This window comes from Ruegeria sp. SATB045 (assembly GCF_059613525.1).
In genome coordinates, this window is record NZ_JBXWSR010000027.1 from 15,174 (window position 1) to 41,866 (window position 26,693).

22 protein-coding genes, 1 tRNA gene and 1 pseudogene are annotated in these 26,693 nt (G+C 52.7%); 11 read left to right on the forward strand and 13 right to left on the reverse strand.

Annotated features, from left to right (window positions below; all coding sequences use genetic code 11):
* The first annotated feature begins 52 nt into the window (after positions 1-52).
* Positions 53-1,330: a DUF6538 domain-containing protein gene (locus AC2FNR_RS14580; RefSeq protein ID WP_170794213.1), complete on the forward strand. Its 1,278-nt coding sequence runs from the start codon at positions 53-55 to the stop codon at positions 1,328-1,330.
* Between the two features lie 158 nt (positions 1,331-1,488).
* Here AC2FNR_RS14580 and AC2FNR_RS14585 read toward each other — a convergent pair whose 3' ends face one another.
* Positions 1,489-2,862: an IS630 family transposase gene (locus tag AC2FNR_RS14585; protein ID WP_170576825.1), complete on the reverse strand. Its 1,374-nt coding sequence runs from the start codon at positions 2,860-2,862 to the stop codon at positions 1,489-1,491.
* A gap of 748 nt (positions 2,863-3,610) precedes the next feature.
* On the opposite strand from AC2FNR_RS14585, the gene AC2FNR_RS14590 reads away from it, so the two are divergent.
* The 4 genes from AC2FNR_RS14590 to AC2FNR_RS14605 all read left to right on the forward strand — a co-directional run bounded on the left by AC2FNR_RS14590 (position 3,611) and on the right by AC2FNR_RS14605 (position 7,045).
* Positions 3,611-4,903 (forward strand): YonV C-terminus-related protein, encoded by a 1,293-nt coding sequence (locus AC2FNR_RS14590; protein WP_170576824.1) that lies wholly within the window; start codon positions 3,611-3,613, stop codon positions 4,901-4,903.
* Between the two features lie 689 nt (positions 4,904-5,592).
* A complete protein-coding gene (locus AC2FNR_RS14595) occupies positions 5,593-6,171 on the forward strand; it encodes a recombinase family protein (protein WP_170576823.1) in 579 nt (192 codons plus the stop codon).
* Between the two features lie 251 nt (positions 6,172-6,422).
* A tRNA-Val gene (locus AC2FNR_RS14600) sits at positions 6,423-6,521 on the forward strand.
* A gap of 62 nt (positions 6,522-6,583) precedes the next feature.
* Positions 6,584-7,045: a DUF6538 domain-containing protein gene (locus AC2FNR_RS14605; RefSeq protein ID WP_496849703.1), complete on the forward strand. Its 462-nt coding sequence runs from the start codon at positions 6,584-6,586 to the stop codon at positions 7,043-7,045.
* A 37-nt stretch (positions 7,046-7,082) separates the two neighbouring features.
* On the opposite strand, the gene AC2FNR_RS14610 is transcribed toward AC2FNR_RS14605, so the two are convergent.
* The 4 genes and pseudogenes from AC2FNR_RS14610 to AC2FNR_RS14625 all read right to left on the reverse strand — a co-directional run bounded on the left by AC2FNR_RS14610 (position 7,083) and on the right by AC2FNR_RS14625 (position 11,007).
* The gene (locus AC2FNR_RS14610; RefSeq protein ID WP_170356820.1) at positions 7,083-7,832 is read right to left on the reverse strand and encodes a proteasome-type protease; all 750 of its coding nucleotides are present in this window, start codon (positions 7,830-7,832) and stop codon (positions 7,083-7,085) included.
* 11 nt (positions 7,833-7,843) lie between these two features.
* Entirely contained in the window at positions 7,844-8,641 is a 798-nt protein-coding gene (locus AC2FNR_RS14615; protein ID WP_170356822.1) for a transglutaminase family protein, read from the reverse strand.
* A gap of 3 nt (positions 8,642-8,644) precedes the next feature.
* The gene (locus AC2FNR_RS14620) at positions 8,645-9,586 is read right to left on the reverse strand and encodes an alpha-E domain-containing protein (protein ID WP_475204531.1); all 942 of its coding nucleotides are present in this window, start codon (positions 9,584-9,586) and stop codon (positions 8,645-8,647) included.
* A 2-nt stretch (positions 9,587-9,588) separates the two neighbouring features.
* A pseudogene (locus AC2FNR_RS14625) lies at positions 9,589-11,007 on the reverse strand (circularly permuted type 2 ATP-grasp protein).
* Between the two features lie 104 nt (positions 11,008-11,111).
* Between AC2FNR_RS14625 and AC2FNR_RS14630 the strand changes: the two are divergent.
* The 6 genes from AC2FNR_RS14630 to AC2FNR_RS14655 all read left to right on the forward strand — a co-directional run bounded on the left by AC2FNR_RS14630 (position 11,112) and on the right by AC2FNR_RS14655 (position 17,521).
* Positions 11,112-11,345 carry a hypothetical protein gene (locus AC2FNR_RS14630; RefSeq protein ID WP_496849706.1) on the forward strand — a complete coding sequence of 78 codons (234 nt, stop codon included), beginning with the start codon at positions 11,112-11,114 and terminating at the stop codon, positions 11,343-11,345.
* Between the two features lie 64 nt (positions 11,346-11,409).
* Positions 11,410-12,219, forward strand: coding sequence for a hypothetical protein (locus tag AC2FNR_RS14635; RefSeq protein ID WP_496849708.1), 810 nt, complete (start codon positions 11,410-11,412; stop codon positions 12,217-12,219).
* On the forward strand, positions 12,170-13,939 hold the full coding sequence (locus tag AC2FNR_RS14640; RefSeq protein ID WP_496849709.1) for a hypothetical protein: 1,770 nt from the start codon (positions 12,170-12,172) through the stop codon (positions 13,937-13,939). Before AC2FNR_RS14635 ends, AC2FNR_RS14640 begins: the two co-directional genes overlap by 50 nt.
* A 4-nt stretch (positions 13,940-13,943) precedes the next feature.
* Positions 13,944-15,203, forward strand: coding sequence for a HupE/UreJ family protein (locus AC2FNR_RS14645; protein WP_496849711.1), 1,260 nt, complete (start codon positions 13,944-13,946; stop codon positions 15,201-15,203).
* Between the two features lie 576 nt (positions 15,204-15,779).
* A complete protein-coding gene (locus AC2FNR_RS14650) occupies positions 15,780-16,577 on the forward strand; it encodes an MBL fold metallo-hydrolase (protein WP_496849712.1) in 798 nt (265 codons plus the stop codon).
* A 2-nt stretch (positions 16,578-16,579) separates the two neighbouring features.
* Positions 16,580-17,521 (forward strand): MBL fold metallo-hydrolase, encoded by a 942-nt coding sequence (locus AC2FNR_RS14655; protein ID WP_496849826.1) that lies wholly within the window; start codon positions 16,580-16,582, stop codon positions 17,519-17,521.
* 1 nt (position 17,522) lies between these two features.
* Here AC2FNR_RS14655 and AC2FNR_RS14660 read toward each other — a convergent pair whose 3' ends face one another.
* The 8 genes from AC2FNR_RS14660 to soxB all read right to left on the reverse strand — a co-directional run bounded on the left by AC2FNR_RS14660 (position 17,523) and on the right by soxB (position 26,664).
* Complete coding sequence (locus AC2FNR_RS14660; RefSeq protein WP_331251816.1) at positions 17,523-18,581, reverse strand: YeeE/YedE family protein; 1,059 nt, start codon at positions 18,579-18,581, stop codon at positions 17,523-17,525.
* Between the two features lie 52 nt (positions 18,582-18,633).
* Positions 18,634-19,857 (reverse strand): 5-aminolevulinate synthase, encoded by a 1,224-nt coding sequence (hemA, locus tag AC2FNR_RS14665; protein WP_496849714.1) that lies wholly within the window; start codon positions 19,855-19,857, stop codon positions 18,634-18,636.
* A gap of 1 nt (position 19,858) precedes the next feature.
* On the reverse strand, positions 19,859-20,293 hold the full coding sequence (locus AC2FNR_RS14670) for a DUF302 domain-containing protein (RefSeq protein ID WP_496849716.1): 435 nt from the start codon (positions 20,291-20,293) through the stop codon (positions 19,859-19,861).
* Between the two features lie 80 nt (positions 20,294-20,373).
* Positions 20,374-21,636, reverse strand: a complete 1,263-nt coding sequence (locus tag AC2FNR_RS14675) for an FCSD flavin-binding domain-containing protein (RefSeq protein ID WP_496849718.1) — start codon at positions 21,634-21,636, stop codon at positions 20,374-20,376.
* Positions 21,637-21,660: 24 nt separating this feature from the next.
* Positions 21,661-22,368, reverse strand: a complete 708-nt coding sequence (locus AC2FNR_RS14680) for a c-type cytochrome (protein WP_414478919.1) — start codon at positions 22,366-22,368, stop codon at positions 21,661-21,663.
* Between the two features lie 2 nt (positions 22,369-22,370).
* Positions 22,371-23,696 (reverse strand): c-type cytochrome, encoded by a 1,326-nt coding sequence (locus AC2FNR_RS14685; RefSeq protein ID WP_496849719.1) that lies wholly within the window; start codon positions 23,694-23,696, stop codon positions 22,371-22,373.
* Positions 23,680-24,942 carry a sulfite dehydrogenase gene (gene soxC, locus AC2FNR_RS14690; RefSeq protein WP_496849721.1) on the reverse strand — a complete coding sequence of 421 codons (1,263 nt, stop codon included), beginning with the start codon at positions 24,940-24,942 and terminating at the stop codon, positions 23,680-23,682. Before soxC ends, AC2FNR_RS14685 begins: the two co-directional genes overlap by 17 nt.
* 24 nt (positions 24,943-24,966) lie before the next feature.
* A complete protein-coding gene (gene soxB / locus AC2FNR_RS14695; RefSeq protein ID WP_496849722.1) occupies positions 24,967-26,664 on the reverse strand; it encodes a thiosulfohydrolase SoxB in 1,698 nt (565 codons plus the stop codon).
* Positions 26,665-26,693: the final 29 nt, after the last annotated feature.

Consider the following 26,693-nt stretch of genomic DNA (forward strand, 5'->3'; position numbering starts at 1 on the left):
TTTCAATGGTTTACTCAGGGTCTTGTAACGAGAACTTGGAGACCATTTGAGGATGAATGTAAGGGAATCGAAACCTCAAAACCGTGTTGGACTACCCGGAGGATTGTTCCTCAGAGGTAAAGGGTATGCTCTTAGGGTCGCTGTACCGACTGAGTACCAAGACATTGTTGGCAAACGAGAGATCGTCCGAGGCTTAGGAACTCAGGACCTAGCCGAAGCATTGAAGCGCCGTCCAAGAGTGCTTGAGGAAATCCTTGAAGCGATCACCGAAGGACAAACACCGTCTCAAGCAATTCGCCCGAACATTCCAAAACAGGGGAATACTGTGAGAGATACCGCCGACAGGTGGTTAGTTGAATCGGACGGGATAAATAACAGCACAAAGGTTAGATACCGCCAACACCTTAGGACATTTGAGGCGTACTCTGGGAACATACTGGTCACAGACATTAACCGCTCTCTGGCACTGGGCTTCATTGAGCACCTTAAGGCCACTCCCTCAAAGCGAACTGGGCAACCACTCTCGAGCCGCTCTCTTCAATCATGCCAATCTTGCTTAGCTTCCTATTGGCGTGTGCTGGACCACTGGGGGTTGGTTGATCCCGATATGCGGAATCCCTTTGGCTCTCTCCTGAGACGTGTAGCCGGTCAAAGAAAGAAGAAGGACCCACGGATTAAGAAACTGAGGCCTGTCACTAGAGGTGAAGCTCAAAAGCTGCTGCAGTACATCGCTGGCAATAATGGCCTCAAATATCAGTTCGAGATGTATGTCACAGTAAGACTGCTTTGGGTTACTGGATGCAGACTCAATGAAATCTGCTCGAGGTATTTGAAGGACATTGAGGACAGAGGAGACCACATCAAAATCAGCATCCCTCAAAGCAAGACAGAAGCCGGAATAAGGGATGTCATGATCGTTGGCGCTGAGGATTGTCAACTACTCCGGGAAGCTACCAAAATGGCAACGATAGTAGAACCAAGTTGTCCAGAGAATATCGGTAGATTGTTTCCTCGTATTGCATTGGGTGGCTACGATAGGCACCCCAGTCATTACCTCGGGAAAGCGCTTGAGAAAGCCCGAAAGAACCTTGATGGCGATAATTCCAATTGGGATATGCACTCGTTCAGAAGGACTGCTATTTCTTCACTAGTGAATGCTGGGGTCTCCCGAGAAGCAAGAAATCTCGTCGTGGGTCACTCCAACAAAGACGACATCGGGATAAGCGTTTATGCGAAGAGAGCGGAACTGCACGGGATCATAAGGAATACATTCGAGGTCCTACATAAAGAACTCGGAGGCAGTCTCGTAGGAGTAGTTCCTTTAGATTGATCCAAGGCAGGACGTATCTAACTGTACCGTTAAGAGATAGACATAGGGTAATGACCTTTAGAATGAAGAACAGTGGTCGTTCCCAGTGTTAGATATGAAAGACCGTTCTGCGGGCTTTTCGGACCGTACAAAGATGCAGAATATGGTTGAATTGGCCGCTAGCGATACCTCGAATCCTTGCAGTTGTTGCTCTCGGAGAACTTCGTGATCGACCGTTCCTGTCCCCAAATCTTCTTCCCAGCTTTCTGTGGGTTCACCCTGAAGTGTTCATTCCGATCTTCAAAGTATCGGTCGATAGCCGATATTGCATCTTCCTTCGACGAGTAATTGCTGTTGTGTATCACGGCTCGCGACATTCCACTGAAGATCGCTTCAATGACGTTGAGAAACTGTGCTCCGGCTGGAAGTGGTGCGAGTTCTACAATCGGGCCGTCTGACTGAGAACGCTCCGAGTTCACTTCCTGAATCCTTTCGCAGAGCCTTTTGGAAACGTGCCAAGAAGCCGCATCCCACGACATGTAGAACCGGTCAAGGTGTTGGTACTTAGCCAGCAGAACGTCGAGCAACTTGATCATTTCGTCGGTGTTCTTCTTCTTTGAATAGAAATGGGTCACCTGATTTGTGGAGAGTTCAAGCGCTGCCGTCATTATCAGAACACCCTTGGACTTCTGGAACTGGGGGACTGTGTGCAACGCGCCCGGAGCTACGAGCTTCCGCCCTTCGCGTTGTTTGATAGCAAATGGCCCATACTCGTCGATTGAGAAGAAACCGTCTCGATCTCCAAGCCCGCCAAGAATCTCTTGAATTCTTGCAAGCTTCAGGCGGTAGTCGGGGTCATTACTGGTGAGCACCTTTCGCGCTTTCTTCCAGCGATAGCCAGCATCCTTGATTATGTGTTTGATGGCGTGCCGCCCGATCTTGAACCCCGATTGCTCGATTGCAACTTGCAGATCAACTAGCCTCCACGTTGTGCGGTTGAAACCATAATCGGACGGAGGAGAATGCAACACCTTGAAGACCTGCTCTTTAAGGTCCTCTCTGTCCCTGACTTTGCAGTATTCCGGTGCCCTTACATAGTCTAATAGACTGCCATTTTCTCTTAGCAAACGACACCATCGGTAATAGGATGACCTCGCCACACCTATACCACGAAGAGCACGGAGCTTTGGCACACTAGCAGACTCCACCATTTCAACCGCTTTCAGCTTCTCGGGTACCGTCATTCGTCCTGCAAACTGAGCTTGATCAGATCGAAACTTTTGGAATGAAATCGCAAGTTCAGTTATAATCTGGCTTTCTGCAGGAGAACCAGTAGCCGTTTTGCTCTTGCGGCGTTTCTTGCTTTTTCGCCTCTTCAGACCCAACTTTCCGTAGCGAATGAAGCGCTTCTTCCAATCGTAGAATAAGCTAGCGGATATTCCATTCTGACGACAAAGCTCTGCAATCGAAGTTGACCGAGCAAGTCCCGCAAGTACAACACCGGCTTTGAATTCTGCGGAATGCACGACTCTCTTTTTCTTAACGGTGTCCATGTCCACCTCCTTTGTTCAGGCACGAAGACAATATCCCGGCGATCCACCCTCCGTGACGAATTCAACGCTCTTTATCAATGCGAATTAGGGCTCGACGCGTCGTTCGCTGCACTGCGAACCAAGGTCCGCTCTCCCAGAAAGAGAAGGGCTGCGTTCATAGGTCCTGACCCTAGAGACAAATCATCTGTCGATGATACAGCGCTTGGACCATCCTTCACAGGTTTCGAAGCCACTGGTCGCGGTGAAAAACACTGGCGGCTCTTTTTTACGTCCTAGTGGATACGGCAATATCTGCCTCGGATGAAACCGCTTCGATGGATCGGTCAAATGGAAAATCAAAGTGATTTCCTCGAGAGAGACTTTTGGGACTGAGATGAAGCTATCTCTCCGAGGAGTAGTTTGAGGCTCTGAGCGACTGCCTGATTGGCTCTACGGCCACCCAAGTAGCAGCCCCAGATGATGAGGGAATTTTCTTCACCAGTGCTCATTACAGGAAGTGCAACAGTCGGTAATTTGCCTGCCGACGCCTCTGTCATGCCCAGCGCATAGGGGTCTCCAACTGTACCCTTAAGGAGCCGAAGCAGCTTCGACCGAAGAGCGCCAACTCAGGCAGCCCTTAACAACCCACTCCAAACTAGCGAGATATTAAACCATGAGGCATGATCCTCTACCTTTTCACGATTCTTCTTCCCCAGTCCGTCCAGTTGTAATTGTGGATCGCCCCTGTGGAAGAGGGAAGACTACAGAAATGATTGAATCATTCGAATATCACAAGCAGTATCTAGTCATTGTCCCTTTGCTCACTGAATGTGACCGCGTGATAGAGGCGACACAGAACCGAGGAATAACCTTTGAACAACCTGTAGCCGAAGCTGACACTGTATTCGACGACAGCGGGCAAGAGATAGTCACTACTCGGAAAATCCATTCCCTAAGGCGCCTATTGGCAGAAGGCCAAAACGTAGTCACAACTCATGCGATGTTTGATACGCTAGCAGATGTCGTCTCTGAGGGGTTATTGGACTCGTATGACATCCACATTGACGAAGTTCTCTCGGTCATAGATGCAAACTTCAATGTCAATTTAGAAGCATGGGATCGTATCTTCATAGAATCCGGTCTGTGTACAGTTGACCCCGAGACCTCTCAGGTTGTTCCTACGGATGCTTGGGACACCGAGTGCGCTGCTCTTGAGAGACACGTTCCAATGAAGTTCTATAAGGCCGCCAAGTCTGGACGCCTTTTCAATGTTCAAAATGGTTTCAACGTAGCGGTACTTCCGGAAAAGCTTCTCAAGGTGGGGAAGTCTCTGAGGATTTACACCTATAAAGCTGAGGGGTCTATCATTGCTGCTTACCTAAAACACTTAGGGCTAACCACGATACACGATAAGTTGGATGTTTTAGCCGAAAGCGTGTTCGTCCGAGAAGTCAGAGGCCTTATTACCGTCAAAGGAATTAAGTCTCTTGATCCGCTTTCATTCAGTCACACTGACCAAACAGACAAAACCTCAGGATCACCCGAGGTCTACGATGATTTGGTACCTAAAGCGCTGTATACGTTGGCACGAAATGCCCTTAAGGAAGTTCCTCTTGAAAATATCTTACTGACTTGCCCAAAGACAAAATGGTTCGCCGGAGGAAAAAGCCCGACAGTTGGCTCTGATGGCGTAGAAAAGGGAAAGTACCGTCCCGGTCCATACGCCAAAGGCTCTCGGCTTCAGGGCAGAAGCGGGCGTGTTCATTGGCTCCCCAATACGACTAGAGGCACGAACGATTATAAGAACGCAACGCACCTGATCTATCTCTATAATCAGTTCTTGAACCCCAACATCCTACGATTTCTCGGCAAAGGATCAGTGAGCCAGGACGACTATGCGCTCACTGAGTTAATCCAATGGGTTTGGCGATCTAAGGTCAGAGACGGCAAACCGATCACTGTTTATCTTCCCAGTCGAAGAATGCGTAACCTTTTTCTCAATTGGCTATGGGAAGAAGACATTCCAACACATGTCCTGCGAGAGGCGAATCGAGCGTCGTAGTCATTGAAACCGAGGGAACACGTAACCAGTGAAGAAGCACTACTACACCGGAAGAAAAATTCTCGTAGGATAGTGAATATGAGGCTGCTAAAACGTGATTTCCTCGGCTCCCTATGGCCCTCAACCTTTGCCACTAATAAGCGGCAAGGAACTCGACTTAACATATAATTATCATATACTTAGAGGACATTGGTTAATAAACATCTCTATGTATCACTAAGGATGGCTGAGGAATTTCCACTGTAGAAGCCAAAATCAATTTCATCCTCGGACACGTTAACCCTTTGACATTAAGTTACGCCCAGCGCCGGACACAGTGTTAGTTGAGAGTACTCGATAGAAGCTGATCCTCTACCATCCCCTAAAACGCTTGCAACTTGATCATTGAGTACACTCTAAGTCAGTTGAAAGCACTCTAGGCGTGGGTAGAACTCCTCTTCAGTAAAGGCTTTCTCTTACGTGCTGAGGGACCCTTTTTTCAGAGGGAACAATAAGAACAACAATCCCCCTCTTTTTTGAAGTCGGTTCCCCAAACCCCCCACCCCTTAGTCTCCAGCTGAAAACTCTGCCAATAGGCCAAGGTTCTGTGTCCACCTTCTGAGGGTGGCGGAAATGGTGGCAATGAAGTCGATCTCGGCTTTTGGCAAGCAATTGCCTCAACGTCTAGGAACCTAAAGGAGATCACCACCATGATCATCGGATACGCAAGAACATCGACACTGGAACAACAAGCAGGACTAGAAGCCCAACAGACGATACTCACAGAAGCTGGATGTGAGAGGGTCTACTCCGAACAAGTCTCTTCTGTTGCCTGTAGAGAGGCGCTCAGTGAAGCTCTCAGCTACTGCAGAGAAGGAGATGTCCTCATTGTCACTAAGCTTGACCGCCTGGCTCGTTCAGTCAGGCATCTAGGCGAGATCGTGGATGGCTTAACTCAAAGAGGCGTCGCTCTAAGAGTTCTCGACATGTCCCTTGATACCTCAACTGCTACAGGGAAGCTCATGCTGAATGTCCTTGGGTCAATCGCTCAGTTTGAAAGAGAGATGATGCTGGAGCGGCAGCGAGAGGGAATAGCCAAAGCTAAAGCTGAGGGTAAATACAAAGGCAGGAAACCAACTGCACGTATGAGGGCCTCTGAGGTTCTTCAGCTACTAGGGCAAGGCTACAAGAAGCACGAGATCGCCCAGCGCTTAAGTATTTCTCAGAGATCGGTCTATCGGATCGTTAATGAGGCTCATCAGTCAGTGGTTGTGGAAACCAGCTGCTGAAATGGACGTTAGAACAAACAGCTCTTGGTCGTCAGAACAGGCTTTCAATACCAAGGGCTGTTATTGATTGGATGCAAGGAGAAACGTGACAAGGTTGCTCAGGTAGCGTCACGTTCAAACTCTTCTCCGGTACCCGTACATGTAACGACTTGACCTAGGATTCCGTTACAGTAAGTGTCGTACTCGAACCTCGAGGGTTCACCTGAGAAAACCGCAGTTGATGCTTTGGGAAAACACGCGCAATCCGTCACGGGTGATTAGCTCAGACAGCGGAGCGTCTGTGTAACAGTTGGTAGAGCGCTTCGTTTACACCGAAGATGTCGGGAGTTCGAGTCTCTCATCATCCACCATTCCCCTTATTTTCAATGGTTTATTCAGGGTCCTGTAACGAGAACTTGGAGACCATTTGAGGATGAATGTACCGGAATCGAAACATCGAAACCGTTTTGGACTGCCCAGAGGATTGTTCCTTCGAGGCAAAGGGTTCGCTGTAAGGGTAGCTGTGCCGACTGAGTACCAAGATATTGTTGGCAAACGAGAGATTGTCAGAGGATTAGGAACTCAGGATCTAGCCGAAGCATTGAAGCGCCGTCCAAGAGTCCTTGAGGAAATAATTGAAGCGATCACCGAAGGACAAACACCGTCTCAAGTTGTTGGCCCTAGTAAACCCAAGCAGGGGAATACTGTGGGAGATGCCGCCGACAGGTGGTTAGCTGAAGCGGACGGGATAAGTAACAGCACGAAGGTCAGGATAATGTGTGGGAGGCGATCTTCGGACCCCCACTCACGACCCATTGCCGACATTAAACCCATTGGCTGGATGCCGCAGTCGCAACCCGCACTGCTGCCATTCGCTGCACTTGCTCGGTTTTAGTTATCGCAGACGTCTGGACCGCGGACAAAGCGGACGCTCAATCGTTTGATCTTCGCCCCGATCTGTATTCTGGAAGTTTGGCCAAGGCCGATTTTAACGCGTCACCCCATCCATCGGAAACACTGCGAAAGTACTGGTCGTCAGCTTCGAATCTTGACCGCGTACCGCCATCAAGGCTGTCTTCATCGTAGAGAAGCAGGTCGAGCGGCGCCCCGACAGACAGATTGGCCTTAATCGTGGAGTCAAAACTGACAAGCAAGAGTTTCACGGTTTCTGGAAAACTCATTTCCGGATCGTAGGCTCGCACCAGAATAGGACGGCCATATTTTGTCTCACCGATCTGAAAGAACGGGGTGTCGTCGCCGGCCTCGATAAAATTGCCTTCAGGGTAGATCAAAAAAAGGCGAGACGGACCGCCCTTGATCTGGCCTCCAACAATGAGCGTCGCGTGAAAAGCGCTGTCAGCTTGCTGACCGGACCGGGCATGCTCCTCGATGACGTCGTTCAGCGTAGCCGCGACCAGTTGCGCAACTTGAAACATTGTCGGTGCTTCTAAGATCGATGGTGAACGATCTGCCGGCGCTTTCGTTCGTTCTTCTAGGAGGCTTATTGTTGCCTGAGTAGTGGCCAGGTTTCCGGCCGTTAGGATTGTGATCGACCGGTCACCTTCGACTGTCCAGTTGAACATCTTGTTGAAGGTTGAAACATTGTCGACGCCGGCATTCGTGCGCGTATCGGACATAAATACCAACCCGCGGTTCAACCGCATGCCGACAGCATAGGTCATTCATGTCTCCGTTATTGCTGTGCGACTTGCAACTGCACTGTCAATTGCTCGCCCGCTGTCCCAATTCTGTTCCCTATTACCGGGGCGGCTTGGGCATAGTCCAGACCGGTTGCGACGCGTACGTATCGATCATCTGGCGAAATCCCGTTTGAGACGTCAAATCCGACCCACCCAAGCCCGTCCAAATGCACTTCGGCCCAGGCATGGGTCGCGTCCTGCAGCTCCGTTTCGTTCATCATCAAGTAGCCCGAGACGTAGCGTGCTGGCACTCCGAGCTGTCGGGCGCAGGTAATGAAGATGTGCGTATGGTCCTGACACACGCCCCGCTCAGCTTTGAGGGCATCTTCTGCGCTCCAACCCGGGTGTGAACTTCCAATTTCGTACGAGACCGTAGCTCGAATTCTTTCGGACAGTGCATGCATCTGCTCCAGCGGTTCGCCGTTGGGCAATGCGCTTATCAGCTCTGCAACTCTTTTCCCCGGCGATGTCTGCGGAGTGCTTCTTTTGAATAGCCACAAGGGCGTCGACCCTTCGTGACGCCCCAGAACGCCGTGCGTGTCTTTCACTTCAACAATGCCTTCGGAGATCAACGAGATGCTTTGGGTGTTTGTTTCGAAACTGATCAATTCCACCGTGTTGCGGTGGTAGTCTTCAAATGTCAGCTCTTTATGCCCACCGGTGATCTGGGTGCTCCAACTCACAATGCTCTGGTTTCGAAATGACTTTGGTGTTTTCCGCAGCTGTTGCAGACCGAAGGGAACCGGCGCGTCGAAATCGTATCGTGTCTCGTGTCGAATGTGCAGTTTCATTGGCTACTCGTAGAACCTGTAATCAATCTCGATCTGACGGCTCAAATTGCCGAGATCGGTCAGAAAATCCTGAATGTACTCATGCAGACCGAATTCAAAAATATCGGAAATTTTCTGATCCAGGTATTTCTCGTAGAGAGCATTTGATGCCTCGCACGAAGGCCCAGCAAAGCCGTAGTCTTTCTTCAGGTAAGACAAGTTTTCCTGAATCTTTCTGCAGCAGAAGTGCAAACTGCGAGGCATCCGCTGATCCAGTATCAAAAACTGAGCAATATCAGACGGCCGAGTTTTCTCACCATGGGTCATCCGATACCCTCCACCAGCGCCGACGGAACGGAGAATGCTTTCCCATTGGATGTTGTCCAGTGATGAGCCGACCGAGAAGGCTGTGGGCAGAAGAACATAGTACTTCACGTCCAAAATGCGCCCAGTATTGTCCGCCCGTTCGACAAAAGTCCCGATGCGGGTGAAATCGAAAATGTCGTTACGCAGCATGGTCCCCAAAGTGGCACCACGGACCAGAGCCGCCTGTTGTCGAATGAGTTCCAACGTTGCAGGTAAGTCCCGCTCATTCACGCGTCGTTTCATCACCTCGTCGATCTGCATCCAGGTGGAGTTCACTGCGCTCCAGACATCATGGGTGAGCGCTGTCCGAACAAGGCGCGCGTTGTCTCGGGCTTGCTTGATAACCGACTTGATCGAGGATGGGTTATCAGCGTCACGCAGCACCCAATCGACCGCATTGTCCTTTGAAATCTCGTCATACTTAGCGTGGTACCCATCCAGAACACCGGCCGTTTTTAGAACCGAACCCCATTCCTCGGCAGAGTTTTTGGTACGGGTCAACGCCATTCTCTGACCTGTTTCAAGCAGCCTCGCCGTATTTTCCGCTCGCTCAAGATACCGGGACATCCAGAACAACCCACCAGCAGTTTTTCCCAGCATGGTCAGTCCTCCAGAACCCAGGTGTCTTTGGTCCCGCCACCCTGGCTTGAATTCACGACCAGCGACCCTTTCTTAAGAGCCACGCGGGTCAGGCCGCCGGGGGTGATCTTGACCCCTTCGGGTGAAACCAAAACGAAAGGACGCAGATCGACATGTCTGGGGGCCAGCCCAGAACGCGCGAAGATCGGCACCGTCGAAAGCTACAATGTCGGCTGAGCAATATAGTTCGCTGGCCGCGATATGAGCTTGTCGCGGAAAGCTGAAATCTCTTTCTTGCTGGCAGTCGGGCCGATCAGCATCCCGTAGCCGCCAGACCCGTGCACTTCTTTCACTACAAGCTCGGAAAGATTGTCCAGTACATAAGACAAAGAGTCGGGGTCGCTACACCGCCAGGTAGGAACATTCTGAAGCAGAGGCTTCTCGCCCGTGTAGAACTCAACGATCTCGGGCATGTAGGAATAAATAGCCTTGTCATCGGCTATGCCTGTTCCCGGCGCGTTGGCGATCGTGATGCCGCCAGCGCGGTATACGTCCAAAATCCCTGGCACGCCCAATGCGCTATCAGGGTTGAAGTTCAGCGGATCCAGGAAGTCGTCATCAACCCGGCGATAAAGCACGTCGATGGGCGTATAGCCTCTGGTGGTGCGCATGCAGACACGTCCGTCGACAACCCGCAGATCGTGACCCTCGACCAATTCCACGGCCATCTGATCTGCGAGGAACGCATGTTCGTAGTAGGCCGAGTTATAGATGCCCGGGGTTAATACCGCGACAGTGGGTTCCCCGTCTGCACAAGCCGGTGCACAGGCCGCCAGCGACCGTCGTAGATTGCGGGGGTAGTCAGAAACATTCCGAACGTTGGTCGCGCTAAAAAGCTCAGGGAACATCTTTAGCATCGTCTCCCGGTTCTCCAGCATATAGCTGACCCCGGATGGCGTTCGGGCGTTGTCTTCCAGAACGAAAAACTCGTCTGGGCCGGTTCGCACCAGATCGACGCCGACAATGTGCGTATAAACCTGACCGGGCGGTGAGACACCAAGCATCTGCGGCAAGAACGCTTCGTTTCCGGCAATCATCTCAGCCGGCACACGCCCGGCCCGGACTATTTCCTGACGGTGATAAATGTCGTGTAGAAATGCGTTGATTGCCCGCACCCGCTGTTCGATACCGCGTTCCAGCCGCTGCCATTCGCGCGCTGAAATGACTCGTGGCACGATATCAAACGGTATAAGGCGTTCCTCAGCCTCGGCTTTGCCGTAGACGTTAAAAGTTATGCCCGTCAGCCTGAAAACCTCTTCGGCTTCGCGCTGTTTCGCCCTCAGTCGTGATACGTCTTCCGCGTTGAACCAGCGGCCGATCTCTTCGTATGGACCTCTGAGTAACCCATCGCCGTTGAACATTTCATCAAAATACACACTCATGCTTTGAGTTTTACGCATAGATCAGATTTTTCAAGTCATTCAGGCTTGGTTGGAAGCTGCCTTTAGAAGGAGCGTCTAATTTTCAGGACGACATAACCATCCGCATGGCCGCAACTGAAGAAAGAACTTGGGCACCGCCATTGGCTGCTCCGGCGCAGGCACCCGACATGCAGGATCGGGTTAATTTTTCTGAAAAAGCTGGTGTGCCGCAAGATGTTCTCACGTTCTCAGAGTTCACACTCGGGGGTGTTGACGACGTAGATGACGTCTTGCGTCCGATCTACGAGGAGGCGTCAGAAGTGTTGGGCCAAGAGTTCCCGTATCCGGGCGATGAATAAAGTTAAATTTGACCGGCGCGTCTTCATAACGCGCCGGTTCCTTCAATTCTGATCGGAACTCTCTATGCGACATACCTCATTGATTTTTCGCTATTTGGTCTGCGTTGGATGGCTGCTTGCCGCCATATCCCACGCAGCAAACGCCCAGTCACTTGCACGTTCTGAAGAGGATGAAGGCGGTTGGCGACACTCAATCACGCCCTATTTGTTCCTTCCGCTCCGCACGACGGGCACGTCAACTATAGGTGGAACAAGCGTCGATTTCGACTTGAACCTCAGCGAGGTGCTGGACGTGCTGCAAGGCGCTGCTTCAGTACGTTACGAGGGCTGGAACGGCGACTTCGGGATCATTTCTGAAGTTTACTACGTAAAGCTTGGCGGAGATGGAACTCTACCCGGTGGAAGGGTGGACGTTGATGTTGATGTCCGGCAGACCTTCGCCAACGTGCAGGGCGCTTACCGGTTTGCGAACGGAGTAAATGCCTCGGGCCAACGCTATGCAGCGGATGCCGCAATTGGGGTTCAGTGGAACCGGATCAAACAGGAAATCGACTTAGCGGGCCCCGGCCCAGGTATGACGTTGGGTGGGACAGAAGAATGGCTCGAACCAATGATCGCAATTCGATATATCTCGGAAATCAACGACAAATGGAATTTCGCCAGCCGGGCTGAACTGAGTGGTTTCGGTGTGAATGGCGATGACCTACAATACCTGGTTGTGGCTGGGTTTGACTGGAAAGGCTGGGAAAACACGTCCCTGCGGTTTGGTTATCAGTTTTATGGAATCGACTTTTCCACCGACCGTTCGGATGGGGAGTTTGCCTATGATGTGGACCAGAATGGTATCTATGCTGCCGTCGCGTTTCATTTCTAAGATTGGCGAATACAGCAAAACATGGGTTCGGTTGGGCTCAGTACTTGCGAGTCTTGCGTTTGGGGCAAGCCAATCGATTGCGGATCTCGTGTCCCCCTACGGCGGAGAAACCGCGCCGAACTTTGTTGAGCTTTCGGTGCAGCCTGATCATGTGCGGGTGCTCCTTGAGGTCGATTTGAACGACTATCCCATATTCGTCATTCCAGATGATGGTTCGGGAACGTCACTGGCTGGGCGTACGGGGCAAAACCTTCAGATCTGGGCAGACGAAGAGAAACTGATCAGCACAACGAATACGATTGATGTGCGCCCCAGAATTTCCCGGCAAACAGCAGCGAGCACTCTGTATCGACCGCGACCGCGTAGCGAAAATGTCGTCTACGTGGACATGGAGTTTCCGTTCAATGGCAAGCCGGAACAGATCACGTTCATTCCCCCACTAAGTCCAGACGGGATTCCCTTGGCTTCACTTGGCGTTGTGGCCGAGCATATGGGCGTTCCAGTGACAGATTATCGCTATTTGTCGCAGGCTGAAACAATGCTGCCGGACTGGGAAGACCCTTGGTTTAGCAAGTTTGAGAATCCAAACCTCACTCGCCATCACAAATCCCCGATGATGTCTTTTCTTGCCATGGAACCGCGTGTCGTCCGGCACGAGGTCATATTGCGTTTGAAAGACCTTGAGACTTGGGTGGACTTGGGCTTTGGCGATGCTGACCGACTGACCACAGATGATGTCGTCAGGATCAAGTCTAGCGTGTCGGACTTTTTTGAGACGAGAAACCCTCTCGCCGTTGACGGCAAGCCGATGAAACCGGAAACGGTGCAGGTCTCGCGTATCAAAGTTGGTGCCGAAGGTTTGCGTGTTCTTCCGGATCAAGCCGAGGCAAACCGAAAGACGATGTTACTGGGCGTCGTCCTTGCCTATCCGGTTTCGACTTTGCCGAACCGAGTTGATCTGGCATGGGAGCTTTTCCCAGTTGGTCTGGATGTTATTCCGATCACCCTTTCAGATCCGGCAGGGGCGGTCCCCTCGCAGATTTATGCATCCGATCCTGTTGTAAGTTGGAACAATTACCTGACAACTTGGACCAACCCAAAGACCAGCCCGGTTATCGTCAACGTCGCTGGCGTAACTCAGGTTCCATCGTTTGCGCTCGCCTTAGTGTTCTTATGTTTGATATGCGCATATTTTTCGTGGCATCGTGCAAACGGTCAGCGTCTGGTCTTGCTTGGCCTGACCGGGGCATTCGGTGCCGCTGCGATTGTCACGTATTTCCTAGGCAACCCGTCGACGGCGCCCGAGCCGGATGAAATCGCGACGCGTCAAATCGTGGAAGGGCTGTTAACCAACATCGGTACCACGATGCTTGAGACGCAAGATGATAATTCCGTGGCGGCGATGGAGCCTTATGTCGAAGCAATCAATCGCGACAAGGTTCAAGCAGAAATGCGCCGTGGATTGTCAGTTACCTTGCCCTCTGGCGCCATGGCTCGCGTCGAAGCAATTTCCGAACTGAGTGTCGAAAGTTTCACGCCCGGCGAAGAAAGAAACCAGCATCAGGCCCTCGCCAGTTGGACAGCCCGCGTAAGCGGAGGCCATTGGGGGCACCTGCATAGGCAAGCGGTTTCTTATCGTGGCTTGCTCGACGTTTCGCGGCATGGCGACCATTGGATGCTTGATGACCTGACGATTATCAGCGCCAAGACAGGAGGGTAATTCTGTGGTTGCGGTAAGGTTGTTTTTTGCCACGTTCTTGTTTGCCACGATCCTTTTGTGCGCGGGCAGAGCAGAGTCCCATTTCAATCTCAACCAAAATGTACGTATTCATCATGTGGCTCACTCAGAAGATGGGCTAGATATCTATTTACGCCTTCCGATGCCCTATTTGGTCGCGGAACTGGTCGGTCCCGAAGGTTCGGACGGTTTGCCCGATCCCGCTCCGTACACATACAATCAGATCGAAGATGGTGTGCTCATGCACTACCTAGATCAGGCCGCATTTCACAAAGACCCGTCCGGTTTGGCTCGTATTGCTGAAAACGGCTTTTCGCTATCTATCGACGGTCGCCGACAAATAGCAGAAATAGTTTCGATAGCATTACACCCGTTGGGGCAAGAACCTGGATTTGCCACGCTTAATGAGGCGCGTTCGGCACTTGCGCAAAGAGACAATTTCCCAACGCCTGAAGAAATTTATGTAGGCGAGGTGATGGTGGACGTACACCTGCGCTTTCCTACGGGAGAGGTAGGTGCCTACAGTTTGTCTTACACTTCTGATCCGGGGCTTCCTGGACAAGAAGAAACGGCAAACCTGATCCTCGACTACAATGGGCAAGATGTTCGGACGTTTCGCGCACGGGGTCTAATGCATTCCCCGGTTGATGTCTCCGGATCAGCGACCGCAGCCGCTTCGACCTTTTTTGTTGAGGGAATTCGGCATATTTTGGAAGGTCCCGATCATGTTCTTTTTGTGCTTTGCATGATCATCGGTGCCTTGAACTTGCACAGCCTTCTCGCCCGCGTAACAGGCTTTACCTTGGGCCACACGGTGACACTGATTTTGGGATTTTTTGGCTTCGCGCCGAGCGGAGCATGGTTCATCCCAACTGTCGAATTGGCAATAGCACTTTCGATAATCTACGCCGCTGCAATGGCTGTTTGGCCGCCAGAGAAAGGACATGGCGATCTGAAGGCATTTGCCATCACGTCGGGCATTGGGTTGCTACACGGGTTTGGGTTCTCTTTCATGTTGCACCAAATTCTACGTGTTGATGCGCCGAACGTTTGGCACAGCTTGTTGGCCTTCAACGTTGGAGTAGAGGCAGGACAAGTCATGATCGTTCTATTGGTCTGGCCATTGGTGCTGTTGTTGCGCAAACAACCAGGCCGTATCTGGGTCGGATCTCGCGCGGTAGTTGCCGCATGTGCAAGTCTGGTAGCTATGGTTTGGGTAGTGGAGCGGGCAGAGTTTTTTCTCTGATACTTGTTAGGTTAATCTTGCGCTGATTTGTACAGTAAGCAAATCTTCAATTAGACTTGTTGAACGTCAACTTTATCCGCAGAGTGGTCGTTCGACGTGAGCCAAGCGAATGTCCGCTTTGTTAAGCTAAGCAATATCAAAACTCACAATTCAGAAATTCCTTTCGGTGCCTACGGACAACCTCATAAAGAGGCTTGGCTCAGGTCGAACGACTGCCATGCGGACAGAGCAGACATCGAGCGACGAGTAAATTTCATAGGACATGACGCCTGTATACAGCACCACCGCAAGGCGAATGACATTGGAGCTGGTCTTGAAGTGCTTGATTGGCGATTTTTATTTCATAGAGTAAATGCTGCGAAAGCCCCTGCCCGCCGCAACTCTAGTTCTTCTGGAAAGACCCCACCTTACGTCATTTACAAATTAATATATTCATTTTATTGATTGTTAATGGATCGAAATGAGTTTTCACGACGCAGATTCTTGTATGGCGCCACGTGTATCGCAGCGCTTGGAGTTCAATCCAAGATCGGGTGGGCAGAGTTACAACTCGGTGCTTCGGCTCGGATTACAACCATGTCAGATGGGTACCTGTCATTGCCTTCGGAAATGGTCTTTGGCGCCATGCCGAAGGAAGAACTCAGGCAGCTTCTGGACAGCTACAAGGTGGACGCAGCCAAGTACGAGCCAGAGTGCAACGTGGCACTTTATCGAGATGGTCAAAACACGGTGCTGTTCGATGTGGGAGCTGGACCCGATTTCATGCCAACGTCTGGCAAGCTTCTGGAATCTCTTGAAACTATCAACCTGTCGCCCGAAGACATCTCGCACGTGATCTTCACCCATGCGCACCCGGATCACATCTGGGGCGTTTTGGATGATTTCGATGACCTTCTTTTCCCCAACGCCACGCATCACTTTGGCCGCGATGAGTGGGATTACTGGTGGAACCCCTCGACGGTGGATACCATTGGAGAAGATCGCGCTGCGTTCGCTGTAGGCGCAAAACGGCGTATGGAAGCAATTGAGGATCAGACCGCGTTCTTTGACGACGGGCAAGAGATCCTTCCCGGTATTGCCGCACGCGCGAGCTTTGGACACACTCCCGGTCACATGGCGTTTGAAATTCGCAGCGGGGGTGAATCCGTGATGATTGTCGGCGACGCGCTGGGAAATCCACACGTAGCTTTTGAACGCCCCGACTGGCACAGCGGCACGGATCAGGATCCGCAGGCGGCGGCAGCAACTCGGAATTCACTGCTGGATCAGATTTCACACGAGCAAATGAAAATAATTGGTTTCCACCTGCCGAATGGTGGAATCGGCCGGATCGAGAAGACTGGGTCTGCTTATAAGTTCATTGGAGAACAATAATGATGCGATCGCTGGCGATTTTCTTGGCCCTAGCCACACCAGCTTGGGCAAGCGAGGATATTGCAGACCAATACCCGCAAAGTGTGCTGTATTCCAAACCGGTCGAGTACATCCCCGGGGTCTATTCCGCCATTGGCGCAACCGCCCCGCCGACCTTCGAGAACTCTGGTCACAACAACAACCTCAGCTTCATAGTTACCGGAGATGGCGTGATCGTCATAAACGGCGGCGCGGCTTATGTGCTTGCTGAAGCGCTTCACCAGGAAATTCAGGCAATCACGGATCAGCCGGTTAAGCTTGTCTTCAACGAAAATGGTCAGGGGCACGCGACGCTTGGCAACGCCTACTGGTCAGAGCTCGGTATTCCGATCATCGCCCATTCGGATGCTGCGGCTGAATTCGAGGAATACGGCCCACAGATCCTTGAAGGAATGCAGCGGTACAACCAGGACAAGGCTGAAAGAACCTTCCTGGCAGGCCCAACCGAGACATTCGAGGATGAATACGTGATTGAAATGGGTGATTTCCGGATTGAGGCCAAATATCTCGGGCCGGCCCATAGTCCCGGCGATATCTCGATTTGGCTGCCGAACCAAAGCCTAGTTATCGCGGGTGATATGGCGTTTCACGAGCGAATGCTGCCGATCTTTCAAGAGACCTATACAGCGGATTGGCTTGAAACATGGGACAACGAGTTCGAAGCTTTGGGAGCCAAATATGTCATCCCCGGACATGGTCATCCGACGAACATGGATCAGGTGCGCCGCTATACACGCGACTACCTAGTCTACCTGCGCGGCAAGATCCAAGAGCACATGGATGCCGGCGGCGATCTGGCAGAGGCTTACTATGTCGATCAATCACCGTATGCCCATTTGGACACGTTTGAGGAACTGGCGACAAAAAATGCCGGGCGGGTATTTGAGCAGATGGAATTCGAATAACTCAGGACGTTTGAGGAACAGGAATTCGGCGCATTAACCTATGCGCGCTGATCGCTCCAACCCACATGAAGAAAACGGCAAGCCAAGCCGTCAATGACAGGGCGGACCCTCCTGAAAGCCCTGCACCCACGGCGCAACCTCCGGCCAGCATGGCTCCAAACCCCATGAGGACAGCTCCAACAAGGTAGCGCTCCATCGGAGCATCCGGACCAAAACGTTCGATCTTCCACTCCCCTGCAGTTAGGGCCGAGCCTGCAGCACCAATTGCTACGCCTGGAACAAGGCCGATACCGAAGGACAACACGACGTTTCGCTCGGCAACCAACGCCATCAGTGTATCCGTAGCCGGTCCGGTGAACGTGACTGACGAAACAGGCACGACTTCAAATGATGCTTGCGCGATGGCAAATGTCATTAACCAGCCAAGCGCCACCGCCACGCCAACTCCTGCGGCTGTTACGATCCTGATTGGAGCAACTCTCCGGTGGAATGCGAATGCAATTGCCGACACCAATCCCAATACTGCAACGGCTGTATAAGCAACTGACGAAAATCCAAGTATTTCTGAAAGATCTCTCGAGGCGCCCCCTGAGACAGTCCAGATCCCAGAAAGCAATTCGCGGGCGGGACTAAGAACGCCCGTGTAAGCAGCCTGAGCCACTAAGGTTAAAACCAATCCTGCAATCAGGGCGCGCAGATTACCGCAGGAGGCCAATACCAACAGGCGAGATGCACACCCACGCGCCAGAACCATACCAACGCCGAACATCGCTCCGCCAATTATCGCGCCGCTGAGACTGCCCGTCGACGCAATCGCGCGTGTCTCGGAAAGGTCTAACCACTCAAACGCGACAAACGCCTGCACTAAGGTGAGCGTTGCGGTGAAGGCGATTAGCCAGACAGCCAGTCGAGGACCAAGCTCGCCTTTGGCGACTTCGATGGTCGACGCTCTCAAACAAAAGTGAGACTTCTGGGCCGTCACGCCGAACAAGATACCGACAAGCGCACCGGCAAATGCCAAAGCGCCAGGGTCTCCCAACAAATCGATGAGTCTTTCCATCAACAGAGACTCTCACTTGGTTGCTTGCGCGTCCTTGTCTTCGGTCAAGTTGTCATTGAGCGGCCATTGGCCTGCGCGCCAATTGGCATTGTGTCCATAGCTCACCCAAGGCAGACACCAGTCGATCCACGTCGTCGGTGGAATGCACTGGGGAAGGTGTAATCCGTAGACGTTCCGTTCCCTTGGGGACGGTTGGATAATTGATCGGCTGGATATAAATTCCATAGTCACGCATCAGCACGTCAGAGATGAAGCGACACTTGACCGGATCGCCGACCATGACCGGAATTATGTGACTTGGGTTCGGTGTATGCGGAATGCCCAGATCGTCCAGCCTGTCTCGCACCTCGCGCACGCGCTGCTGGTGTAGATGTCGTTCCGAATTACTTTGCTTCAGGTGCCGAACCGAAGCAGCAGCTCCTGCGGCCACGGCTGGAGGCAATGCAGTGGTAAAGATAAACCCGCTGGCGAAGGATCGCACAAAGTCGACAAGCTCTTTCGACGCCGCGATGTATCCACCAACTACGCCGAATGCTTTACCCAATGTCCCCTCAATGACGGTTAGCCGATCCATCAGACCCTCGCGTTCGGCAATGCCTCCGCCGCTTGGTCCATAAAGCCCTACGGCGTGAACCTCATCCAAATAGGTCATCGCACCATAGCGATCAGCCAGATCACAGATCTCGGCAATTGGTGCAATATCGCCATCCATGGAATAGACGCTCTCAAACGCAATGAGCTTCGGTGCATTGGCAGGCAATTCAGCAAGGTGCCTTTCAAGGTCCGCCACATCGTTGTGTTTCCAGATACGCTTCTGGCACCGACTGTGGCGAATGCCCTCGATCATCGAGGCATGGTTCAACTCGTCAGACAGGACTGTGATGCCAGGAATGCGAGACGCCAAAGTTCCCAAGGCAGCCCAGTTCGAGACGTACCCGGAGGTGAACAGCAAGGCAGCATCTTTTCGGTGCAAGTCAGCAAGTTCTCGTTCCAGCAAAACATGCTCGTGGGTCGTTCCAGAGATATTCCGCGTTCCGCCTGCCCCGGCACCACACTCATCGATCACCTTGTGCATTGCTGCAATAACACTGGGGTGCTGACCCATCCCCAGATAATCATTAGAGCACCATACAGTGACTTTCTCGGGACCATTTTCCGCGTAGCTACGCGCTTGCGGGAACGCGCCACACTGCCTTTCGAGATCCGCAAAGACCCGATAGTTCCCTTCCTCTTGAAGCTGGTCGAGTTGATCACGAAAAAACCGCTGGTAGTTCATTTCAGTTCCCAACGGCTTCTTCTACGATCCCGGACAACAGGGTCTGAACCTTTTGCATTGGTCCATCAGGATAGCTTCGGTATCCAACCATCACACCATTGTCGTCTTCGGCTACAAAAATCCCATAGGGGCAGAAGCCAATATTCATTGGGTCGGCTTCCATGACCTCGCGCGAAATTTTTGCCGAGCAGAAAATGAAGATATCCGCGGCCGTAAATATTTGCTTGTCGCTGCCAACATCTGCGCCTGTTCGATTCAGCATTTCCCCAACATGGCTCACATAGTCGATGACCAGTCCCTGTCCCACAATCGCGGACTCGACTGCAAATGTCGCGTCATCAAAACTACCGTCGAAGGGGGTAGTGATGATCTCTTCTGCAAGCCCTTGGCTCGCCAGAACAGTGGAAAACGCGGCTGCGGCGATAAATTGTTTCATGGTTTTAGTCCTCCTCCTGAACCGCATTTTCTCAGATTGATCATCGGGGTCTTTGACACCGGTCAAAGCCCCCGAATGCCTCAACCAAACATGTCCGACGTGATACCGGCGTACCAACCCAGCGACTCTTCGTAAGTTGCTTTTCTCAAATCGGCATCTTCACCGGTTTGACTGATAAAGCCATCGACTTTCGCGATCTTTTCTGGCGTCGCCTCATAGGTTGCGCCAACCTTAACGCCATCATCGGTATCGATCAGCGACCAGCATGTGTTCGAGAACTTGGCCGGGAATACTTTAGATCCGGTCAACGCACCTCGTACCGCATTCGCACAGACCTTTGCCTGACTGTTTGCCGAAAAACCGGATTTCGGCATGTCACCCTGCTGGCTGGCATCACCAAGAACGTAGATATCCGGATCGGCCTTGGAGGACATGTCCGCAGCGTTTACTGGTGCCCAGTTGCCGTCGGTTACTCCCGCCATTTCCGCAATTCGACCGGCTTTCATCGCTGGGATCACATTGCAGGCATCGACCTTTGTCTCTTCGCCGTCGATGGTCACCGTCATTGCATCCGGACTCACGGATACATTGCCGCCACCGAAATCTTCGCCGATCCAGTCGACCATTCCTTCGTAATTGTTTCCCCAGCCCTCTTGGAACAAAGCCATTTTCGAGAATTTCGGCTTCGGATCGGCGACAATGATCTTTGCTGTTGGGTTGTTTGCCTTCAGCACGTGCGCCACCATCGAAACCCGTTCATACGGCCCGGGCGGGCAACGGTACGGGTTAGGAGGAGCGACCATCGCGAAGGTACCGCCTTCGGGCATCGCCATGATCTGCGCTTTCAAAAGCTCAGTCTGAGAACCAGCCTTGTACGCATGTGGCATCTTGTTTTGGGCCGATAGGTCCCAGCCCTCGACCGCGCCATCAACAAAGTCGATACCCGGGCTGAGGATCAGTTTGTCATAAGGAACTGACCCACCACCTGCCAAGGACACCGTCTTTGCGTCGCGGTCGACCCCAGTGGCCCAATCATGCACGACGTTGATACCGTAGTTCGCGGCAAGCGTGCCGTAGCTGTGGGCGATGTCCGATAGCTCCTGAAAACCTCCCAAATAAAGGTTTGAGAAGAAACAGGTATAGTAAGTCCGAGACGGCTCAATCAGCGTCACGTCAATCTCACCTTTGCTGTCCTTTGCAATGTACCGCGCGGCAGTTGCACCGCCTGCACCGCCACCAACAACCACTACACGGGGCTTGCCTTGAGCCAGCACCATCGGAGCGGATAGCCCGGCGGCCACTACCCCTGCGGCTCCAAGAAATACTCGTCTATTGAGTGTCATCGCGTTTCCTCCCCTTAGGCACTTTCATTCTGGATTATTGAAGTAGGCGGCCAATGCCGCGATCTCGTCATTGCTCAGCCGTCCAGCGATCATTTGCATGACCGGATGTGGCCGCTGTTTGTCCTTGTAAGCGTGCATGGCGACCACGAAGTCTTCGTCAGGCCAGTACACAATCGAAGGAATGCCCTCATCGCCTCCCTCAATCTGGTGGCATGTTGTACATTCGCTGCTGAGATATGCGCCGTACTCAGGATCTCCTTGTATCGCCAGGATCGCAGGATCGATCGAATGATCCGTGCCTTTCGCGGTTGGATCCGCTTCCGGGATATCTCGGGGATTGTCTGAAAAACCCCGCAAATACGCTATCACGTTGGCTCGGTCTTCCGGGTCGTTCAAACCGCGAAAACTCATCCTCGTGCCTGACGCAAATGAGCGTGGGTTTTCGATGTAGGCGGACAGAGTGTCAGCGTGCCATTCCAGACCCGAGCTACCTGCACGCACAAGGCTCTTGGAGTAATTAAACCCATCGAGGCCTGCGGCTTTCCGACCAAAAACACCGTTCAGATGCGGCCCGATTTTATTTTCGGCTCCTTCTCCAACCTGATGACAACCTTTGCATTTGGCAAACACCACTTTGCCAGCTTCAGCATCACCAAGGTCATCTGCCGCGTGGGTCGATGGCGCGATCGCAACCAAAAGTGTTGCGCAGGTTAGAATGCACGACCACCGCACGATCAGCTTCCGAAAGACTTGAGGTAGACGATCACGGCTTCAATATCGTCCGGTTTCTTTAGACCCGCAAATGACATGCGCGTGCCTTTCATGTAGTCCTTGGGTTTTGTAAGGAAGGCCGCCATTTCTTCTTCGGTCCAAACAAGACCAGCCTCGGCAGCTGTTTTCATAGCTTTGGAGTATTTGAACCCTTCAACCGACCCTGCGTTGGCCCCGATAACTCCGTTCAGCGCGGGACCCGTGCTGTCCTTAGCACCGTCACCAACCTGATGGCAGGACTTACACTTCTTGAAGACCTTCTCACCGGCTGCGAACAGTTCCGTAATCTGGTCAGCCTCGTCGATTTCCTGAACAGCCGGTGTAGCGGCAGCTTCTTCCTCAGGCCTTGGCGCTGCGGCTGGAATGAACGAGGGCCCTTCCGCCGTAAACGTCGGTAACTCGTCCGCACTGGCTTCATTCATGACCGAATTCGAACCGCCTTCTGGTGGTGTCTCAACCAGAAAGACAGAACGCATAGTAACCGCGGCCTCTGTTTTGCAGTTCTCCATGCAGGGCTCTTCTCGCCATTCTGCGTACTCAGTCTCAGGTCGCGTGTCGACGACAAATCCATCCTTGTTGTACATCCTGAATTCGGCGAAATTTTCATTGCTGAGAACGAAATCGTCATCCACCAGATCGTTGGAATAAAGGATATAGGCGACGATTGCGTAGGTCTCATCCGCCGTAAGCGTACCTGCTTCACCAAATGGCATTGAGCGGGAAATATAGTCCCAAGCGGTCGACAAATGAGGCCAATAAGACCCGATGGTTTTTACAGGATCCTCGTCGGCAAGCGTGTCGAATCCACCGGCCAGAACAGGCCAATTGTCCGCGCCCTCGGCAAACTCTCCGTGGCAGGACGCACACCGGTCGACAAACACTTCTTCTCCGGTCCAGACATCGCCTGATCCAACCGGCAAGCCACGCCCGTCGGGCAAGATGTCAACGTCCCAGGCAGCGATCTCTTCCTCCAATGCAGGACGTCCAAGCCCAATAGTACCGTCGCGAATGGGCGCCGGTGCAGTTAGGTTCGCACCATTTGCAACCCGTTCCGCGGCGGCCGCTTGGATTTCTTCGACTATAGTCTCGAGTTCAGCCGCTCGACTGGCCTCCGCTTGCGCGTTTTCTAGAGCTGATGCTGCATGCGCTTCAACCTGACCTATCCGGGTTTCCAAAGTGTCTATCTTCGACTGGCCGTAGTTCCGATTGGCAAATACAAACGCGGCCGCAAGCACCAAGGCTGTGCCACCAAATACGGGCAGGAAAACATGACTAAGAGACTTCGACATTCTCAGCGATCCCTTCTGCGCTCACGTACCAAGTTTGGATACAGTTGTTGTGGTAGACCGCGTTTTCTCCGCGCTTTTCGCGTAGCTGGTCTTTGGTTGGCTGCACATAGCCAGTCTCGTCTATCGCCCGGGCCTGTAACAACATTGGTGCTCCGTCCCAATTCGTATCGAGATAGAAACGCGTCAAAGCCTTGCTGTCGCCCTGCTTGCCAAGACGCGCCGTCTCCCAGGTGATCCCACCGTCCTTGGACACATCGACCCGCGTAATTTGCCCGTGGCCTGACCAAGCAAGCCCGGAAATGACCAAAGGTCCCGGTCCGTGTTTGATCGGCATTTGCGGGCTGGGTGAGGTGATGACGGATTTTGCATCCATCACCCACGTCCATTTCTGGGCTGTGCCATCAGCGTAGACATCAGTGTATTTTGATGTTTCTTCGCGGCTTTCGACCGCCATATCGACGACCTCAATGCGGCGCAGCCACTTGACCCACATGTTGCCTTCCCAGCCAGGAACAACCAGTCGCACCGGATATCCATGCTCCATGCGCAGCGCTTCACCATTTGCCTTGAAAGCCACCAACACGTCATCCAGCGCTTTTTCCATCGGGATGGAGCGGCCATTTGATGACGCGTCTGCGCCTTCAACATAGACCCATTTGTCTGGTGAGAAATCGGCGCCTGCTTCCTGCAACAGCGTGCGCAGAGGAACGCCGGTGTATTCCATGTTATGAATCATGCCGTGCGTAAATTGGACGCCATTGAGTTGAGCACCAGCCCACTCCATACCGGTGTTCGCCGCGCATTCGCAGAAATACACATGGTTTTCGCGCGGGAAACGCTCAATGTCTTCATAAGTAAACACAAGCGGGCGATCGACCAGCCCGTTGATCATCAGGCGATAATCCTCTTTGCGCAGCTCAATCGCGCCCGAATGATGACGCTCAAAAGCGCATCCTTGCGGAGTGATCGTACCATCAAGGGCGTGGATCGGTGTGAAGTTGATCGACGAAATCGGAGAGGCGGTCAGCCATTCCACGTTGCGCCGAACGACATGAGATTCGAAACTGATCGGCAGGCCATAAGGTGACTCATCGACACCGGCACCCGTATAAGACGCCCAATCCTGAAGCTCTGTTATCAGTGGATCGGGCGTGTCTGCCGCTGCCGCACCCGCGACTGATCCTGCGGCGACCGCAGCACTGCCTTTCAGGAAGGCCCGGCGGGACGGTTTGAACGCGTCATCCATATCTCTTAGGTCTCCATCTGTTTCTTAAGCGCCGACAACATCGACACTGGTGTTCTCTTCCACCGTTACGGTGCCAAGGTTGCGAATGTGGTTTTCGACGACATCCCAGATCGGCGGACCCTCAGTGCCTTCGTTGACACTGGCCCAACCAGCCACGACGTAGGTTTTCGACGGATCAATCGCTTCACCCGTTTTGAGCAGGGTCATTTCGCTGATCCGCTGCCCTTGTGGTTTGGTCACATCGATGCGGTAGCCAAGCCCACCGACGCGGACCATATCGCCGCCCTGCTGGTAGTAGGGGTCGGGATTGAACAGGTTGTCACCGACATCCTCGAGGATCACATGGATGAATTCGCCTGTCATTTCTGTGCGATAGGCATTGGGATACGACATCGATGTGACGTTCCAAATGTCCTCGCGCGTGATATCCTGCCCAGGCAGTATTGACGGCCCCCAACGGACGCCGGGCGACATCGCGATGTCTGCCTCACGCTCATTGATCAGAGCATCGCAAATCAGGTCATCCCAGGTGCCGTTAAAGTTGCCACGGCGGTAGAGCAACGAATCCGTTTTGCCAATCACCTCACTCAGCGCAGCCTCGTACGGCGCGCGCTGATCATTTATCAGAGCAGTGATCGCAGGATCAGGAGCGATGACGTCAGAGAAGATCGGGATCAGCTTGTGCTTCAGCCCCATCATCTGCCCGTCCCTCACGTCGAGATCGACGCGGCTAACGAATTTTCCGTTCGAGCCAGACGCAATGATATGCGTTTTACCGACCAGAACCGGCTCGGGTAGCGCGTCATGCGTGTGACCGCTTAGGATCACGTCGATCCCTTGCACCTGACCTGCCATCTTCTTATCCACGTCAAAGCCATTATGGCTGAGGACGACGACGACATCGGCACCGGCATCGCGAACCTCGTCCGCCATTACCTGCATGTTTTCATCCCGGATACCGAATGAATATTCTGGGAACATCCAGCCTGGGTTCGCGATGGGCATGTAAGGAAACGCTTGCCCGATAACAGCAACCTTTGCACCGCCCCGATCAAAAAACTTGTAGGGTTGGAACAATTCTGCAGGTTCGTCCCACTCGGCATCAAAGATGTTTTGACCCAAGGCCGCAAAAGGCAAGCTTTCGACGATTTCGTTAACCCTGTCGCTGCCCAACGTGAACTCCCAATGGAAGGTCATAGCATCGGGTTTCAGCGCGTTCATGACATTGACCATGTCCTGACCGGCCGTCTGATAGCAGGTGTATGAACCGTGCCAGGTATCGCCCCCATCCAATAAAAGGGCATCAGGACGGTCAGCACGAATGGCGTTGATGACAGTTGAGACCCGGTCCAATCCACCAACCCGACCGTAGGTCTTGGCCAGCGCAGAGAAATCATTGTAGGTCAGCGCATAGGCCGACGGGCTTCCATCTTCGATCCCGTACGCCTTGCGGAAAACCGCCCCCGTGACATGCGGCATCTGCCCTCGCGCATCGCCAATACCAAGGTTTATCTCGGGTTCACGGAAATAGATCGGCTTGAGTTGCGCGTGGATGTCGGTGACATGGATCAGGCTGATATTGCCGAAGGTCTCGAACTCCAGCAATTGATCCTGCGTTAGGCTTTGCTGCGCGGCAAGCTTGGCCCATTTGCCAAACCCGGACGCCCCGTACAGAGCCGAAGCTGCCATTGAAACCTGCAAGAAGTCACGTCGAGAAATCATCTATCAGCTTTCCTATAACACATATAAAT